Here is a 14,343-nt window from a genome sequence, read left to right as displayed (position 1 = left end):
GGTGATTATTCGAAGTGAACAGAGTGCGCTGGCACACTCCGGGCAGGATTATTTTATGCGCAGCCATTGTATAAACGCGCGCATGGCAGGTGACATGGCTTTACCTGCTATCCAGCAAAGTGAATAACCCGGGAATTCCATCTCCCAGGGTTGCAGAAGGCGACAAAGCTTGCCGGCGGCCAGCGATGCACTGACCCGTTCCGCCGTTAACTGGGCAATCCCTGCGCCAGCAATAGCGGCCTGCCGCTGCCTTTCGCGATCGTCTACCACCAGATTTCCATGCACGGGAATATCAAAAATTTTCCCCTCATTTAAAAACTGCCAGGGCTCTACCCTGCTACTTCCCGGCCAGCGCCAGCCGATGCAATTGTGATTGAGCAGATCTTCCGGGACTTCAACCACACCATGCTTTGCCAGATATGCTGGCGCAGCGACCACAATCTGATGGAGCGGCTTGCCTAATGGAATAGCAACAAATCCCGGTTCCAGCACCTCGCCTAAGCGCAGTGATAAATCATAGCCGCCGCGGCTCAGATCGACCGGCGCATCGCTGGTTGTGATATCCAGCTGCACGTTGGGATAATCAGTAAGAAACCCGGCAATATTGTGATCAAGAAACATTTCAGCCCCCGATCGAAAAGCATGAACGCGAATCAGCCCCTTAATATCCTGGCTTCTGGCGTGTGCCTGCTGCAGGGTCTCATGCAGATTAGTCATAATGGGTGCAGTCTGAAGAAACAGGGACTTGCCATCATCGGTAAGATATACCGCCCGGGTGGTCCGGTTCAGCAAACGTTGCCCGAGTTGTGCTTCCAGCGCGGTGATTTGCTGACTGACGGCTGACGCGGATACCCCTAGTACTTCCGCAGCGGCTCTGAAATTCAGTTGCTGAGCAACCACGACAAAAGCCCGTAAAGCCAGATACTCCGCGCTGTTAATCATTATTGATGTCCTTTATTAATTGCCACTTAACACACCATTAAGATACAGGAACTTCACGCCTGTAAGTATCTCGTTATAATCACTCAAATCATAATTAATAAATAATACCAGGAGCACTTTATGCTGCAGGAAAACCCTGAATTAGCGCAGAGATTACAAATTATCGAAGACAAACTGGCGATTTATGAATTGATTGCGTCACATCCTCCCAGCGCAGATACTGCAATGGCGGAATATACATTATCGGTTTATCTGGAAAAGAGTGAATTCAATCGTGGCCCTCATCTTGATGGTGCGGAGGGTGCAGAGGCGATAGCCGCCTTTATTTTGCGGCCTGAGCATGAGGAAGCACTGGCTAGCGGATTAGCGCATTTTACCGGATTACCCTTGATTGATCTGCGCGGAGACAGCGCGGTAGTCACCTCTTATTTACAGTTAATTTATCTGGATGATAAAGGCGAATCACGCATGCTGGCCAATCACGGCAGCTCTCCTGGGTATCGCATACACCGCGTTGTAGTGAATCGCTGGGAGTTAAAACGCATTGCGGATCAATGGAAAATTCATCGCAGGACGTTGATTCCGGTGGACGGTAGCGGTTTATCACGCGCATTGCTTTCCCAGGGTCTGAAAGATGTATTCAGCCGACAATCACGATAATTAACGCGACAAGACAGTCATTGAGCCAGACCACGATATGCAGCGACGTCATCAATGACAATCCGCTACGAGACTGGCGGCGCAGGTTGGTGTCCAGCATGGCAACAGTCTGGCTATTCCTTTCAGCCAAATTCTTTGATGATGTACTTGCCTGTAACGTATGAAATTTATCAAAGCCGACATTCTTATCCTGTAGCAATGCAGCATATTCCCCTATAAATCATCGCCTCACCAAAGAATATCATGTGCAGAATGCTATCAGCCTTAAACATCAGCATAATGGGTTATTTCAGCCGCTGCGCCTTTTGACAGTCCCATACTCTAACGCTACGCTTAATTGCAAGGATATATGTCGCAAACTTGCGTAAAGATAAAATATTTCCTAAGGTGACCGCCTTTCAGCCTCTTATAGCTTTCATTTCCCTTTGTGAAGTGCCGGCTGCGAAAGCTATAAGATCGCTCCAATTTTACTCATGGGGAGTTTATGAGCACCGGAACGATGACCAATAAACCTGATTTGACCGTTGACGATATTACCGTCATTGACAACAAATTATTGAAACGCGCCGTCAGCGCCGCAGCGCTGGGTAATACCATGGAGTGGTTTGATTTCGGCGTTTATAGTTACCTTGCCGTGATTATCGGCCAGGTATTTTTCCCGGACGCCAGTAATACCGCGCAGCTTATTGCGTCGTTTGGTACTTTTGCGGCCGCGTTTTTAGTGCGCCCGATTGGCGGCATGGTATTTGGTCCACTCGGCGATCGCTTTGGCCGGCAGAAAGTGCTGGCCTTTACCATGATTATGATGTCGATTGGTACCTTCTGTATTGGCCTGATTCCCAGCTATGCCAGTATCGGTATTGCCGCGCCGATCCTGCTGTTGCTGGCGCGTCTGGTGCAGGGCTTTTCCACCGGCGGTGAATATGGCGGTGCCGCCACCTTTATTGCGGAATACTCCACCGACAAACGCCGCGGTTTTATGGGCAGCTTCCTGGAGTTTGGTACGCTGGCCGGCTATCTGCTGGGCGCCAGCCTGGTGACAGGTATGATTGCGCTGCTGCCGCATCAGGCGATGATGGACTGGGGCTGGCGCATTCCGTTCTTCCTGGCCGCGCCGCTGGGGCTGTTTGGCCTGTATATCCGCCTGAAGCTGGAAGAGACCCCCGCGTTTAAAGAGCATATGGATAAGCGTGAAGAGGCCGAACATAACAAGCCGCAGCTCACGCTGTGGCAAATGCTGCGCACGCAGAGTAAGCCGCTATTGAAGTGTATTGGTCTGGTGCTGCTGTTTAACGTGTCTAATTATATGCTGACCGCCTACATGCCAAGTTATTTAACCGGCATTCTGGGGCTGAGCGAAATATCCGGCCTGTTGCTGGTGATGGTGGTGATGTTTATCATGATGCCGCTGACCTTAATGTGGGGCCATTTTACCGACCGCATCGGCCGTAAACCGGTGATTGGTTTCGGCGCGCTGGGATTATTAGTGCTGGCGATCCCGGCGTTCATGCTGATTGGTTCTGGCAACATGCTATGGGTATTTGCCGGTCTGGCCGTGCTGGGCTTACTACATACCTGCTTTAGCGGCACCATGCCAGCGACATTACCGGCACTGTTTGTCACCGATATTCGTTACAGCGCGCTGGCTATCGGCTTTAATTTGTCAGTCTCGCTGTTCGGTGGCACCACACCGTTGATTACCGCATGGCTGGTCGACACCACGCACAATACCATGATGCCGGCGTATTACATGATGGGTGCCGGCGTGATTGGTTTGTTAACAGTATTAACGCTGAGTGAGACAGCACGTAAGCCACTGAAAGGTTCATCCCCTGCGGTGGCGACCAAAGCCGAAGCGCATAAACTGATTGATAAACTGCGTAAACAGCGCAGCCGTAAAAAACAGCAGCCAGCATAATCCCCGCTGATATTCACATCAGGTGCGCTCAATGCGCACCTTTTTTGTGCCCTGCGTCAGACTTATAACTCAGATAATCGCCCCGGGCTGCGGTAGACTGCCCCTCTCTGACTGTTTTTTACTCATTAAGGGATAATGATGTCATCTGCCGTGGCTCCCGCCGTTAATCAAAAACGCGTACTGATTGCCGGATCCGTCGGCAATTTTATCGAGTGGTATGAATTCGCCGTATACGGTTTCATGGCCACGCTAATCGCTAAACATTTCTTCCAGCTGGAAGGAGAAAGCGCCCTCACCAGCCTGATCCTCACCTATGCGGCCTTTGCGGTGGCGTTCTTTTTTCGCCCGTTAGGGGCGATGCTGTTTGGCCGCCTGGGCGATCGCTATGGCCGTAAACCGGTGCTGATCGCGGTGCTGGTATTGATGACGCTGGCCACCGTTGCCATCGGTCTGGTCCCGGTTTATGCCAGCATTGGCGTGGCTGCGCCGCTGCTGATTACACTGCTACGCATTTTGCAGGGACTGTTTGCGGGCGGAGAATACGGCGGTGCGGTCTCGCTGATGACCGAATCGGCGCCGCCCGGCAAGCGCGGATTTTATGGCGCGTGGCAGTCGCTGACGGTGGCGCTCGGACTGCTGGCGGGCGCGGGCGTGGTGGCAGTACTGCCGCTGCTGTTGGGAGACGCCGCCATGAACGCCTGGGGCTGGCGCATTCCCTTCCTGCTGGCGCTGCCGCTCGGCGCAGTGGCGCTGTGGCTGCGCAGCGGACTCGACGAATCACCGCAGTTCAGCCAGACACCGGCGGCACCACAACAGCAGGCATCGCTGGGTGTCACGCTGCGCGCTATCGGGCTGGGCATTGGCCGGTTAATGGTATGGTCGGCCGCCGGTTATACCTACCTGGTGATTATGCCTACCTATCTGCAGGCTGCGCTGCATACCGGCTTTAACCAGGCGCTGCTGATTGCGGTCATCTCTAACCTCGGTTTTGCCGCCACCATTCTGCCGGCCGGCATACTCAGCGATCGCTATGGCCGCCGCACATTAATGCTGCTGGCGACGTTTTTGCTGCTGGTGCTGGCTTTCCCGCTGCTAAAAGTGCTGCAGCATCCGGAGAGCGGTATGGCGATCAAGGCGCTGGTGGTATTTATCGCCGGTGCGCTGGTGGGCATGCTGGCCGGACCGGGACCGGCGATGCTGGCCGAGATGTTCCCGACCCGCGTACGTTACACCGGGCTGGGGCTGGCCTATTCGCTCTCCAACGCGCTGTTTTCCGGCTGCGCGGGTCTGATCATTACCGGCCTGATGAAGCAAACCGGCAACGCCGACATTCCCGCCTGGTATGTGATGGCCACCGCCGTAGTGAGTTTTGTCGCGCTGCTTTCGCTAAATAAGGACGATCACCGCAGACCCCTTTGAGAAAAAGCGTTTGTGCAGGTAAGCACCTATCATTGGTCGCCATCAATGGCGACCCTACAGGGGCCGAAAGATTTTTTTTACAGGAGTGATGAATATATAGGCATATATATGTCTGAAATAACATAGAAAATAAATCAAGACATGCCTGATATTTTATCCAGCTCAAAAACAGTGCCATTATAAATAACAAAACCCCGGCACATCAGTGTGCCGGGGATAACCAACACTACCAGTTAAATTTATTACTATCTTCCCACTCTTTGACTTCTTTCTCTGCTTGATCTTTACCGTAGCCGTAGCGCTCCTGAATGCGGCCGACTAATTGATCGCGTTTCCCTTCGGCTACGTCTAAATCGTCATCTGTAAGCTGGCCCCATTTCTCTTTCACTTTTCCTTTGAACTGCTTCCAGTTTCCGCTGATACGATCTTCGTTCATCAGTGTTCTCCTCATTTAGGTGACAGTGCCGCCTGGCATTATTTCGCGCATCGGTTAACTGCGCAGAGATAAGCGTAGCCTATGACTGAGATTAAAAGGTGCTTAAGCGAACAAATCGGAAAATTTACGTAACGGTACTGTTTAAAGCGCAGCGGGAGTTAAATCTGAAAATATAGGCTATGATTTTTCAGGGTACTCAGTGATTTATCTGCGTACCCGTTTGCTACCAGGGCATTTAGTCTTTTGTATTCAGAGAGTAAATGGTTTTAAGGAACGCGAATCGCTTGATGTCGTCCATTCCCCGTGCGGGGCTTAACGAGGCAATAGAATGGAATCCACAACGTTGGAAAAATCCTGGGGTGCTGAAATCCTTGCTGACGGCAGCGTGCGGTTTCGCCTTTGGGCACCCGGTCAGCAGCAAATTACCCTTCACGCCGATGGTCAGCAGCATGCCATGCAGCCGCAGCAGGATGGCTGGTTCAGCCTGACGCTGCGCGGACCTGGTCACGGCAGCGAATATCACTACGAGCTGGCCGATGGCAGCACGGTGCCCGATCCGGCCGCGCGGGCACAACGCGCCGATGTCAACGGCCCTTCTCTGGTCATCGACCCACACCATTATGCCTGGCAGCAGCGCAACTGGCAGGGACGGCCCTGGCATGAAACGGTGGTCTACGAGCTGCACATCGGCACCTTTACCGCCGAAGGCACCTTCCGCGCGGCTATCGCAAAACTCCCTGCGCTGGCAGAGCTTGGTATCACCATGATCGAAGTGCTGCCGGTATCGCAGTTTGGCGGCACGCGCGGCTGGGGCTATGACGGCGTTCTGCTGTATGCGCCGCACTCGGCTTATGGCTCACCGGATGATTTCAAGGCCTTTGTCGATGCCGCGCACGCGCTGGGACTGTCGGTGGTGCTGGATATTGTGCTCAACCACTTTGGTCCGGAAGGCAATTACCTGCCGCTGCTGGCACCGGCCTTTTTCCACGAAGAGCGCATGACGCCGTGGGGTGCCGGGATTGCGTACGATGTCGATGCCGCGCGGCGTTATATCGTCGAAGCGCCGCTCTACTGGCTGAAAGAGTTTAACCTCGACGGCCTGCGCTTCGATGCCATCGACCAGATTGAAGATACGTCCAGCCAGCATGTGCTGATCGAGATTGCCGAACGCATTCGCAGTGAAATCCACTCTCGCCCGATCCATCTCACTACCGAAGACAGCCGCAACGTGATCTTCCTGCATCCGCGCGATGCGGACGGTAACGCGCCACTGTTCAGCGGTGAATGGAACGACGATTTCCATAATGCCATTCACGTCTTTGCCACCGGCGAGACGCACGCGTATTACCAGGATTTCGCCGACGTACCGGAGAAATTAATCGCGCGCATTCTCACCGAGGGCTTTGCTTATCAGGGCGAGCTGTCACCACAGAGTGGCCAGCGGCGCGGCGTACCCAGCGCAGGCCAGCCGCCGGTGGCGTTTGTCGACTTCATCCAGAACCACGATCAGGTGGGCAATCGCGCCCAGGGCGAACGCCTGATTAGCCTGGCCGGTGTCGATCGCACCAAAGTGCTGCTCGCCACCCTGCTACTGTCACCGCATATTCCGCTGCTGTTTATGGGCGAAGAGTACGGTGAAACCAACCCGTTCCTGTTCTTTACCGATTTCCACGGCGATCTGGCGAAAGCGGTGCGTGAAGGACGGGCGCGCGAATTTACCGGTCACGCCGGTCATGACGATACGGTACCGGATCCCAATGCTGAAGAGACCTTCACGCGTTCGAAACTGGACTGGAGCAAAGTGGAAAATCCCGCAGGCCAGGCGTGGCTGACGCTTACGCGCCAGCTGCTGGCGTTGCGCCAGCAGCACATCGTGCCGCTGCTGCCGGATGCCCGCAGGCATAACGGCCAGGTGCTGCGCACCGCACCAGGCTTTGTCGCCGTCAGCTGGCAGTTCCCGCAGGGCCAGCTGTCGCTGGCGCTGAATATTGGACAGCAGAGCCAGCCGCTGCCCGCTATGCCCGGCGAGACGCTCTTTGCGTGGCCACAGGAAAGCGGCGAGCTGCCGCAGCACTCTCTCATCGTGCGTCTGGCAAAAGGAGCAGCGCAATGAGTATTCCAACCGCGACTTACCGTATCCAGTTCCGTAACGGCATGACGTTTGACCGCGCGGCGCAGCTGGTGCCCTATCTGCAGCAGCTGGGTATCAGCCATCTTTACGCCTCGCCGATCTTTACCGCCACCCGCGACTCGACGCACGGCTATGACGTCACCGACGCCAATGAGATTGACCCGGCAATTGGCGGACGCGCCGGTTTTGACCGCCTCAGCGCGGCGCTGCAGCAGGCCGGGATTGGCCTGATCCTCGATATTGTGCCTAACCACATGGCGGCGTCGCTGGAAAATGCCTGGTGGCGCGATGTGATTGAACACGGGGAAGCCAGCCGCTACGCGCGCTACTTTGATATCGACTGGTCACGCAGGCTGACGCTGCCGTTCCTTGGCGATGATTTTGACCGCGTGCTGGCCAATGATGAACTCAGCATCAAGGCCGATCCGCACAGCGGCAATCCGGCGCTGGTCTATTACGACAGTTACTACCCGCTGACGCCCGCCAGCTGGCAGCAGCGTAAAGACGAGGTGCTGGCGCTGCGCGATCGCGCGGCCATCGCGGAACTGCATGCGCAACAGCCGTGGCAGCTAATGAACTGGCGTGAGGCGCGCAGCGCGCTCTCCTACCGCCGCTTCTTTGAAATTACCGGGCTGGTCGGCGTGCGCGTCGAAGATGAAGAGGTGTTCGCGGCTTCGCATCGCCTGATTCTTGAACTGGTACACAGCGGTGTGGTGAGCGGGCTGCGCGTCGATCACGTTGACGGGCTGGCCGATCCGCTCGGCTATCTGCAACAGCTGCGTCAGGCCGCGGGCGACGCGTGTTATATCACGGTGGAGAAGATTCTCGCTGACGGTGAGCAACTGCCCGCCGACTGGCCGGTGTCCGGCACCACCGGTTACGAGTTTATCGCCGCGCTGTCGCATGCGCTGATTGATGATAATCAGATCGATATGCTGCATCTGGCCTATGAAGCGGTATCCGCTGAACGTAACGACGTGGCGGCTGGCCTGCGTGCGGCACGTGAACTGATGGTCGATCGTAACTTTGCCGGGGAATTCAGCCGCCTGCTGGCGCTGGCTACCGAGGCAGCCGATCTGGTGCATCGCAACTTCAGTGAGGCTGAGCTGCACGTGGCGCTGCGCGAGCTGCTGATCGCCTTCCCGGTGTATCGCACCTACGGCCGGAAAGCCGGTATGCCGCTGGAAGGCGAAGCGTTGCTATTACAGGTGCTGGAGCAGGTTAAACACAGCGCCTCGCCTGCGGCGCTGAGCTTTTTGCAGGCATTACTGCTGGGGGCGATCACTGAACAGGGCGAGCAGGATGCGGCGGAATTCCGCGCCCGCTTCCAGCAGCTGACCGGCCCGCTGATGGCGAAATCGGTCGAAGACACGCTGTTTTTCCGCAATCACGTGGCGCTGGCGATCAACGAAGTGGGTGCCGAACCGCTGCCGCATGCGTTTTCGCTTGAACGCTTTCACCACGAAATGCAAACCCGCCTGCAGCACCAGCCGGATGGGCTGTCGGGTACCTCCACGCACGATACCAAACGCGGCGAGGATGCACGCGCGCGGCTGTATACCCTGAGTGAAGCGCCGGCGCTGTGGGCGGAGAATGTGACGCGCTGGCGCCAGATGAATCAGCCGCACGTGGTCGCGCTGGCGGACGGACCGGCGCCCGAACCGCCGGTTGAGTGGATGCTGTACCAGGCGCTGGCCGGCGTCTGGCCCACCACGCTGCAGCCGGAGGACACGGCGGCATTGGACGCGCTGCGCGATCGCTTTTTGCCGTTTGTGGAAAAAGCCCTGCGCGAAGCGAAGTTACGCACCGACTGGGCGGACAGCAATGAAGCTTATGAAAATGCCGTGCTGGAGTACGCCCGCCAGCTGCTGTCACCCACCAATCCGGCGTTTCTGCAGGACTTCAGCCACGCACTGCAGCCGTTCATCCGGGCCGGACTGGTTAACAGCCTGAGCCAGACGGTGATCAAACTGACCGCGCCGGGCGTGCCGGATATCTATCAGGGCTGCGAAGCGCTGGATTTCAGCCTGGTCGATCCGGATAACCGACGCGAGCCGGATTTCGCTCAGCTGACGGCGCAGCTGGATGTCCACGCCGCGCCGGATTTCGCCAGCCAGCAGGACTGGCTGAGCGGCCGGCTGAAGCAGCAGATGGTTGCGCGCCTGCTGCATCTGCGCCGCGACCATGCGCAGCTGTTCCGCTTCGGTGATTATCAACCGCTCAGTGCATCGGGCGAACATGCGGAAAAAGTGATCGCCTTTTCCCGTCAGGACAGCGACTACGCGCTGCTGGTGATCACGCCACGGCTGATTTTCAATGGTGCACAGTGGAGTCATACCCGACTGGCACTGCCGGAATCGCTGGCGCATCGCCACTATCGCAATGTGCTGACCGGTGAAACCGTAGTGATTAATGATGATATTACGCTGGACAATGTGAGCTATAGCGCGCCGCTGGTGCTGATTAGCCAGTAGTGTCCCCGATAAACCTGTTGTTTTACATGACTATCTATTCACTGGATGGAGAGGATTGAATGTCTAACGGTAAACCTTTAGAAATCACCGCTGGATCGGGGCACCAGCTCGGCGCCAACTTTGATGGGGACGGCGTAAATTTTGCGCTGTTTTCAGCACACGCGGAACGGGTCGAACTCTGTCTGTACGATGAGAGCGGTCAGCATGAAATTGCCCGCTTCGATCTGCCGGAATATACCCACGAAATCTGGCACGGCTACGTGCCCGGGCTGAAACCCGGCGCGCTGTATGGTTATCGCGTTCACGGACCGTTCGATCCGGAAAACGGTCACCGTTTTAACCCGAGCAAATTACTGATTGATCCCTACGCCCGCGAGTTGCAGGGCAACATCGACTGGAATGAAGCGCACTTCGCTTACGATTTACTGCACGAAGATAAAGATCTGACGCTGGATACCCGTGACAGCGCGCCGTTTACTCCCAAGTGCCGGGTGATTGACACTAATGAGTTTGACTGGCAGGACCATAACCGGCCCAGCATTCCGTGGTCCAGTACGGTGATTTATGAAACCCACGTCAAAGGTTTCACCCAGCTTAATCCGGCGATTCCGGCAGAGATGCGCGGCACCTATGACGGCATGAGCCACAAATCCACCGTCGACTACATCAAAAGCCTCGGCGTGACGTCAGTGGAATTGCTGCCGGTACACTGGTTCCCGGACGATCAGCATCTGCTGGATCGCGGACTGAAAAACTTCTGGGGCTATAACTCGCTGGCCTTTTTCGCGCCTGCCAGCCGCTATTTTGGCCCGCGCGGTATTCAGGGCTTTCGCGACATGGTGCGCGCTTTCCACGATGCCGGCATCGAAGTGATTCTCGACGTGGTGTATAACCACACCGCGGAAGGCAACGAACTGGGGCCGACGCTGTCGTTCAAAGGGATTGATAACTTCTCCTACTACCGCACGCTGCCGGATCAGCACCGTTATTACATCAACGATACCGGCACTGGCAACACGGTGAATACCTCCCATCCGCGCGTGCTGCAGCTGGTGACGGATTCGCTGCGCTACTGGGCAGAATCGATGCATATCGACGGTTTTCGCTTCGACCTCGGCACCATTCTCGGCCGCGAGCCGGAAGGGTTCGATCAGCGTGGCGGCTTCTTTGATGCCATGACGCAGGATCCGGTGTTGTCAAAGCTGAAGCTGATCGGCGAACCCTGGGACATCGGCCCTGGTGGCTACCAGGTGGGTGGTTTCCCGCCCGGCTGGGCTGAGTGGAACGACAAATATCGCGACACGGTGCGTGAGTACTGGAAAGGCGACAACGTTTCAACCGACTTTGCCGCGCGCCTGCTTGGTTCCGGCGATCTGTACGATCAACGCGGCCGCCGCCCGTGGGCCAGCGTCAATTTCATCACCGCGCACGATGGCTTTACGCTGAATGATCTGGTCTCGTACAACGACAAGCACAACGATGCCAACGGGGAAGATAACAACGACGGCCACAACGATAACCGTTCATACAACTACGGTGCCGAAGGCCCCACCGACGACGAAGGCATCAACGCGGTACGCGAGCGGCAGAAGCGTAACTTCCTCGCCACGCTGTTTTTCTCTCACGGCACACCGATGCTGCTGGCGGGCGATGAGTTTGGCCGCAGCCAGATGGGCAACAACAACGGCTATTGTCAGGATAGCGAGATTTCCTGGCTGCACTGGGAAGATCTGCCGGCTTCCGCTGATGCGTTACGCGATTTCACCCGTCAAATCATTGCACTGCGCGCACAGCAGCCGCTGCTGCGACGTGAAAGCTGGCGCGACGGCATGGAGATTAAATGGTTTAACGCCGGCGGCGGTTTCCAGCAGGCGGAACAGTGGGATGAGGGCTCGACGCTCGGCGTGTACATCGGGCGTCCGGACCTGCAAACCGAAGAGGGTATCTGGCACGATGTGCTGATGCTGTTCAATCCGTTTGAAGGCAATGTGCCGTTCCGCATCCCGCAGTTTGGTGAAGGCGGCTGGGTGCTGGAGCTGACCACCTCCGACAGCGCCAGTAAGGGATTGGTGATTACCAAAGAGAAGGATTTTGAGCTGGAGGGCCGCAGCCTGGCGCTGTTCCGCCGGCCGTGAGTGGAACACGGGTGCCGGTTTCCAGGTGCGCATGAATGCGCACCCTACAGAAACAACGGGACATGCACTCCCCGTTTCCAGGTGCGTATGAATGCGCACCCTGCGGAAACAACGGGACATGCACTCCCCGTTTCCAGGTGCGCATGAATGCGCACTCTGCGGAAAAAACGGGGCATGTACTTCCGGTTTCCAGGTGCGCATGAATGCGCACCCTGCGGAAAAAACGGGACATGCACCCCGCTTTCCAGGTGCGCATGAATGCGCACCCTGCGGAAACAACGGGACATGCACTCCCTGTTTCCAGGTGCGCATGAATGCGCACCCTGCGGAAATAACGGGACATGCACTCCCGGTATCCAGGTGCGCATGAATGCGCACCCTACGGAAATAACGGGACATGCACCGTAGGGTCGCCGTTCACGGCGACCGGCTCCACTGTTAACCCGCCAGACTCGTCTGCTACCCGGCACTAAAATTTCATTAACTAAAAACCACAATCTGCCGATGTTCTTTAATCTGCCCTTGTACCCGCCGCGTCAGGCGTCGGGGTGCGTTTAGATTAAGGATAATAAGATGAACATCTCCCAACGATTGTTACTGACCTTTACCATGCTGTTTGGCGCCATCATTCTGCAAGCCGTGCTCGCCATCTCACTGCTTTCCGGCTTCCAGGAGCGCTTTGAATATGTGCAAACCAACGCCATCCCTTCGATCAAAGACCTCAACACGTTAATTGATCGCAGCAATCAGCTGGCGTTGACGCTCTACAAACACCAGACTCAGCTGCAGGACAGCAATATGCCTGCGGTTGAAGCGGACATTGATAAACAGATCGGCGGCCTGAAATCGCTCACCGATTACTACCTGACTCACAACATTTCCAGCGAGGAAGATAAACGCCTGACCGAGCTGGCTTTTGCCAATATTCGGCGCGTGAGCGAGCGGCTGCCGGCGTTTCTCACTGCCTCGCGCGCGCATCAGAACGCCATCAGCCTTGATCTGATCGAGGGGCAGAACGGCATTGGTGCCGCCATTCGCCAGCTGGTCACCAATTACCAGCAGCAGCTGATGCTAAATATTTCTATCGGCGATGAGTTACGCGCCACCAACCTCAGCACCTTCCATGAAGTGCTGTGGACCACCATTACCGGCGTGATAGCCACAGTGATTATTTTTGGCCTGTTCGCCCTGTTCACCGTGCTGCGCATTCGTCGCAGTCTGTCCGATGTCGGCAAAGTGATGATGCGCGCCAGTGAAAATCTTGACCTGACGCTCAGCGCAGACGAAAGCCGTCGCGATGAGGTGGGCAATATGGCGCGCTCCTTTAATCAGTTGATGCGCAGCGTGGCCGGTTCGCTGAGTGCCGTGCGCAGCGCGTCGCATTCGGTAAGCAGCGCATCGGTGCAAATCGCCGCCGGCAATGAAGATCTCTCTGCGCGTACCGAACAGCAAGCCGCCTCGCTGGAGCAGACCGCGGCCAGCATGACTGAACTGAGTGAAACCGTACGTCAGACCGCCGATAACACGCGTCAGGCCAGCCAGCTGGCGGCTAACGCCAGTTCGCTGTCGGAAAAAAGTGGTATCTCGCTCAGCACCATGCTCTCGACCATGGATGACATTCGTGGCAGCTCGCGTAAGGTCACGGACATTGTTTCGATGATCGAAGGTATCGCTTTCCAGACCAATATTCTGGCGCTCAACGCGGCAGTCGAAGCGGCACGCGCCGGTGAGCACGGCAAGGGCTTTGCGGTGGTGGCGGGTGAAGTACGCAGCCTGTCGCAGCGCTCAACCTCGGCCGCACGCGAAATTAAGGGACTGATCGAAGAGTCACACCGCCTGACTGAAGCCGGGGCCGCCCAGGCCAGCGACGTCAGCAGCAATATGCAGGTGATGAATGACGCTATCCATCAGGTCAGCGAACTGATGAGCGAAATCGCCGCGGCCGCGGTTGAGCAGAGTCAGGGCATCAGCCAGGTGCAGCAGGCGGTGAATCAGATGGATGATGTGACGCAGCAGAACGCCGCGCTGGTGGAACAGGCCTCAGCCGCGTCGCAATCGCTGCAGGAGCAGGCCGAAACCCTCAACCAGCTGGTCGCCAGATTCGTGCTGGCGGAATCCGGCGCAACGCCGGCGATCAGGCCTGCGGCAGTCAGCCACAAAGCGCCACAGCCTGCGCGCCTGGCAGTGGCCAGCGATGCCGACTGGCAGAGTTTCTAATCCCTTTGCCC

At 56.6% G+C, this 14,343-nt stretch carries 10 protein-coding genes; 7 read left to right on the top strand and 3 right to left on the bottom strand.

The genetic code is table 11. The features are described 5' to 3' along the window. Window positions 1-48: 48 nt before the first annotated feature. Window positions 49-942, bottom strand: coding sequence for a LysR family transcriptional regulator (locus AC6I8F_RS20070; RefSeq protein ID WP_498028959.1), 894 nt, complete (start codon window positions 940-942; stop codon window positions 49-51). Window positions 943-1,062: 120 nt separating this feature from the next. Between AC6I8F_RS20070 and AC6I8F_RS20065 the strand changes: the two genes are divergently transcribed. After that, window positions 1,063-1,602 carry a nuclear transport factor 2 family protein gene (locus AC6I8F_RS20065; protein WP_498028958.1) on the top strand — a complete coding sequence of 180 codons (540 nt, stop codon included), beginning with the start codon at window positions 1,063-1,065 and terminating at the stop codon, window positions 1,600-1,602. Here the strand turns inward: AC6I8F_RS20065 and AC6I8F_RS20060 are convergent. Then, a complete protein-coding gene (locus AC6I8F_RS20060) occupies window positions 1,583-1,801 on the bottom strand; it encodes a hypothetical protein (RefSeq protein WP_498028957.1) in 219 nt (72 codons plus the stop codon). The two genes, AC6I8F_RS20065 and AC6I8F_RS20060, sit on opposite strands and share 20 nt — an antisense overlap. 285 nt (window positions 1,802-2,086) lie before the next feature. Between AC6I8F_RS20060 and proP the strand changes: the two genes are divergently transcribed. Beyond that, entirely contained in the window at window positions 2,087-3,520 is a 1,434-nt protein-coding gene (gene proP / locus AC6I8F_RS20055; protein WP_031280122.1) for a glycine betaine/L-proline transporter ProP, read from the top strand. A gap of 135 nt (window positions 3,521-3,655) precedes the next feature. Next, window positions 3,656-4,939 (top strand): MFS transporter, encoded by a 1,284-nt coding sequence (locus AC6I8F_RS20050; RefSeq protein WP_498028956.1) that lies wholly within the window; start codon window positions 3,656-3,658, stop codon window positions 4,937-4,939. A 226-nt stretch (window positions 4,940-5,165) separates the two neighbouring features. On the opposite strand, the gene AC6I8F_RS20045 is transcribed toward AC6I8F_RS20050, so the two are convergent. Then, a complete protein-coding gene (locus AC6I8F_RS20045) occupies window positions 5,166-5,375 on the bottom strand; it encodes a CsbD family protein (protein WP_021509571.1) in 210 nt (69 codons plus the stop codon). A 328-nt stretch (window positions 5,376-5,703) separates the two neighbouring features. On the opposite strand from AC6I8F_RS20045, the gene treZ reads away from it, so the two are divergent. The 4 genes from treZ to AC6I8F_RS20025 all read left to right on the top strand — a co-directional run bounded on the left by treZ (window position 5,704) and on the right by AC6I8F_RS20025 (window position 14,332). After that, entirely contained in the window at window positions 5,704-7,488 is a 1,785-nt protein-coding gene (treZ, locus tag AC6I8F_RS20040; RefSeq protein ID WP_152390841.1) for a malto-oligosyltrehalose trehalohydrolase, read from the top strand. Continuing rightward, entirely contained in the window at window positions 7,485-9,980 is a 2,496-nt protein-coding gene (treY, locus tag AC6I8F_RS20035) for a malto-oligosyltrehalose synthase (RefSeq protein WP_498028955.1), read from the top strand. Before treZ ends, treY begins: the two co-directional genes overlap by 4 nt. Before the next feature lie 59 nt (window positions 9,981-10,039). Then, window positions 10,040-12,115 (top strand): glycogen debranching protein GlgX, encoded by a 2,076-nt coding sequence (gene glgX, locus AC6I8F_RS20030; RefSeq protein ID WP_104093542.1) that lies wholly within the window; start codon window positions 10,040-10,042, stop codon window positions 12,113-12,115. Between the two features lie 573 nt (window positions 12,116-12,688). Then, on the top strand, window positions 12,689-14,332 hold the full coding sequence (locus AC6I8F_RS20025) for a methyl-accepting chemotaxis protein (protein ID WP_498028954.1): 1,644 nt from the start codon (window positions 12,689-12,691) through the stop codon (window positions 14,330-14,332). Window positions 14,333-14,343: the final 11 nt, after the last annotated feature.

Source organism: gamma proteobacterium symbiont of Axiagastus rosmarus (assembly GCF_059730925.1).
The sequence above is the reverse complement of the archived record's forward strand: the minus strand, read 5'-3'. Positions and strand labels throughout refer to the sequence as shown.

Bases quoted from the DNA above. Each gene is read 5' to 3' on its own strand.
- treZ (WP_152390841.1), top strand. From the start codon at position 5,704: ATGGAATCCACAACGTTGGAAAAATCCTGGGGTGCTGAAATCCTTGCT.
- glgX (WP_104093542.1), top strand. From the start codon at position 10,040: ATGTCTAACGGTAAACCTTTAGAAATCACCGCTGGATCGGGGCACCAG.
- AC6I8F_RS20065 (WP_498028958.1), top strand. From the start codon at position 1,063: ATGCTGCAGGAAAACCCTGAATTAGCGCAGAGATTACAAATTATCGAA.
- treY (WP_498028955.1), top strand. From the start codon at position 7,485: ATGAGTATTCCAACCGCGACTTACCGTATCCAGTTCCGTAACGGCATG.
- AC6I8F_RS20070 (WP_498028959.1), bottom strand. From the start codon at position 942: ATGATTAACAGCGCGGAGTATCTGGCTTTACGGGCTTTTGTCGTGGTT.
- proP (WP_031280122.1), top strand. From the start codon at position 2,087: ATGAGCACCGGAACGATGACCAATAAACCTGATTTGACCGTTGACGAT.
- AC6I8F_RS20045 (WP_021509571.1), bottom strand. From the start codon at position 5,375: ATGAACGAAGATCGTATCAGCGGAAACTGGAAGCAGTTCAAAGGAAAA.
- AC6I8F_RS20050 (WP_498028956.1), top strand. From the start codon at position 3,656: ATGATGTCATCTGCCGTGGCTCCCGCCGTTAATCAAAAACGCGTACTG.
- AC6I8F_RS20025 (WP_498028954.1), top strand. From the start codon at position 12,689: ATGAACATCTCCCAACGATTGTTACTGACCTTTACCATGCTGTTTGGC.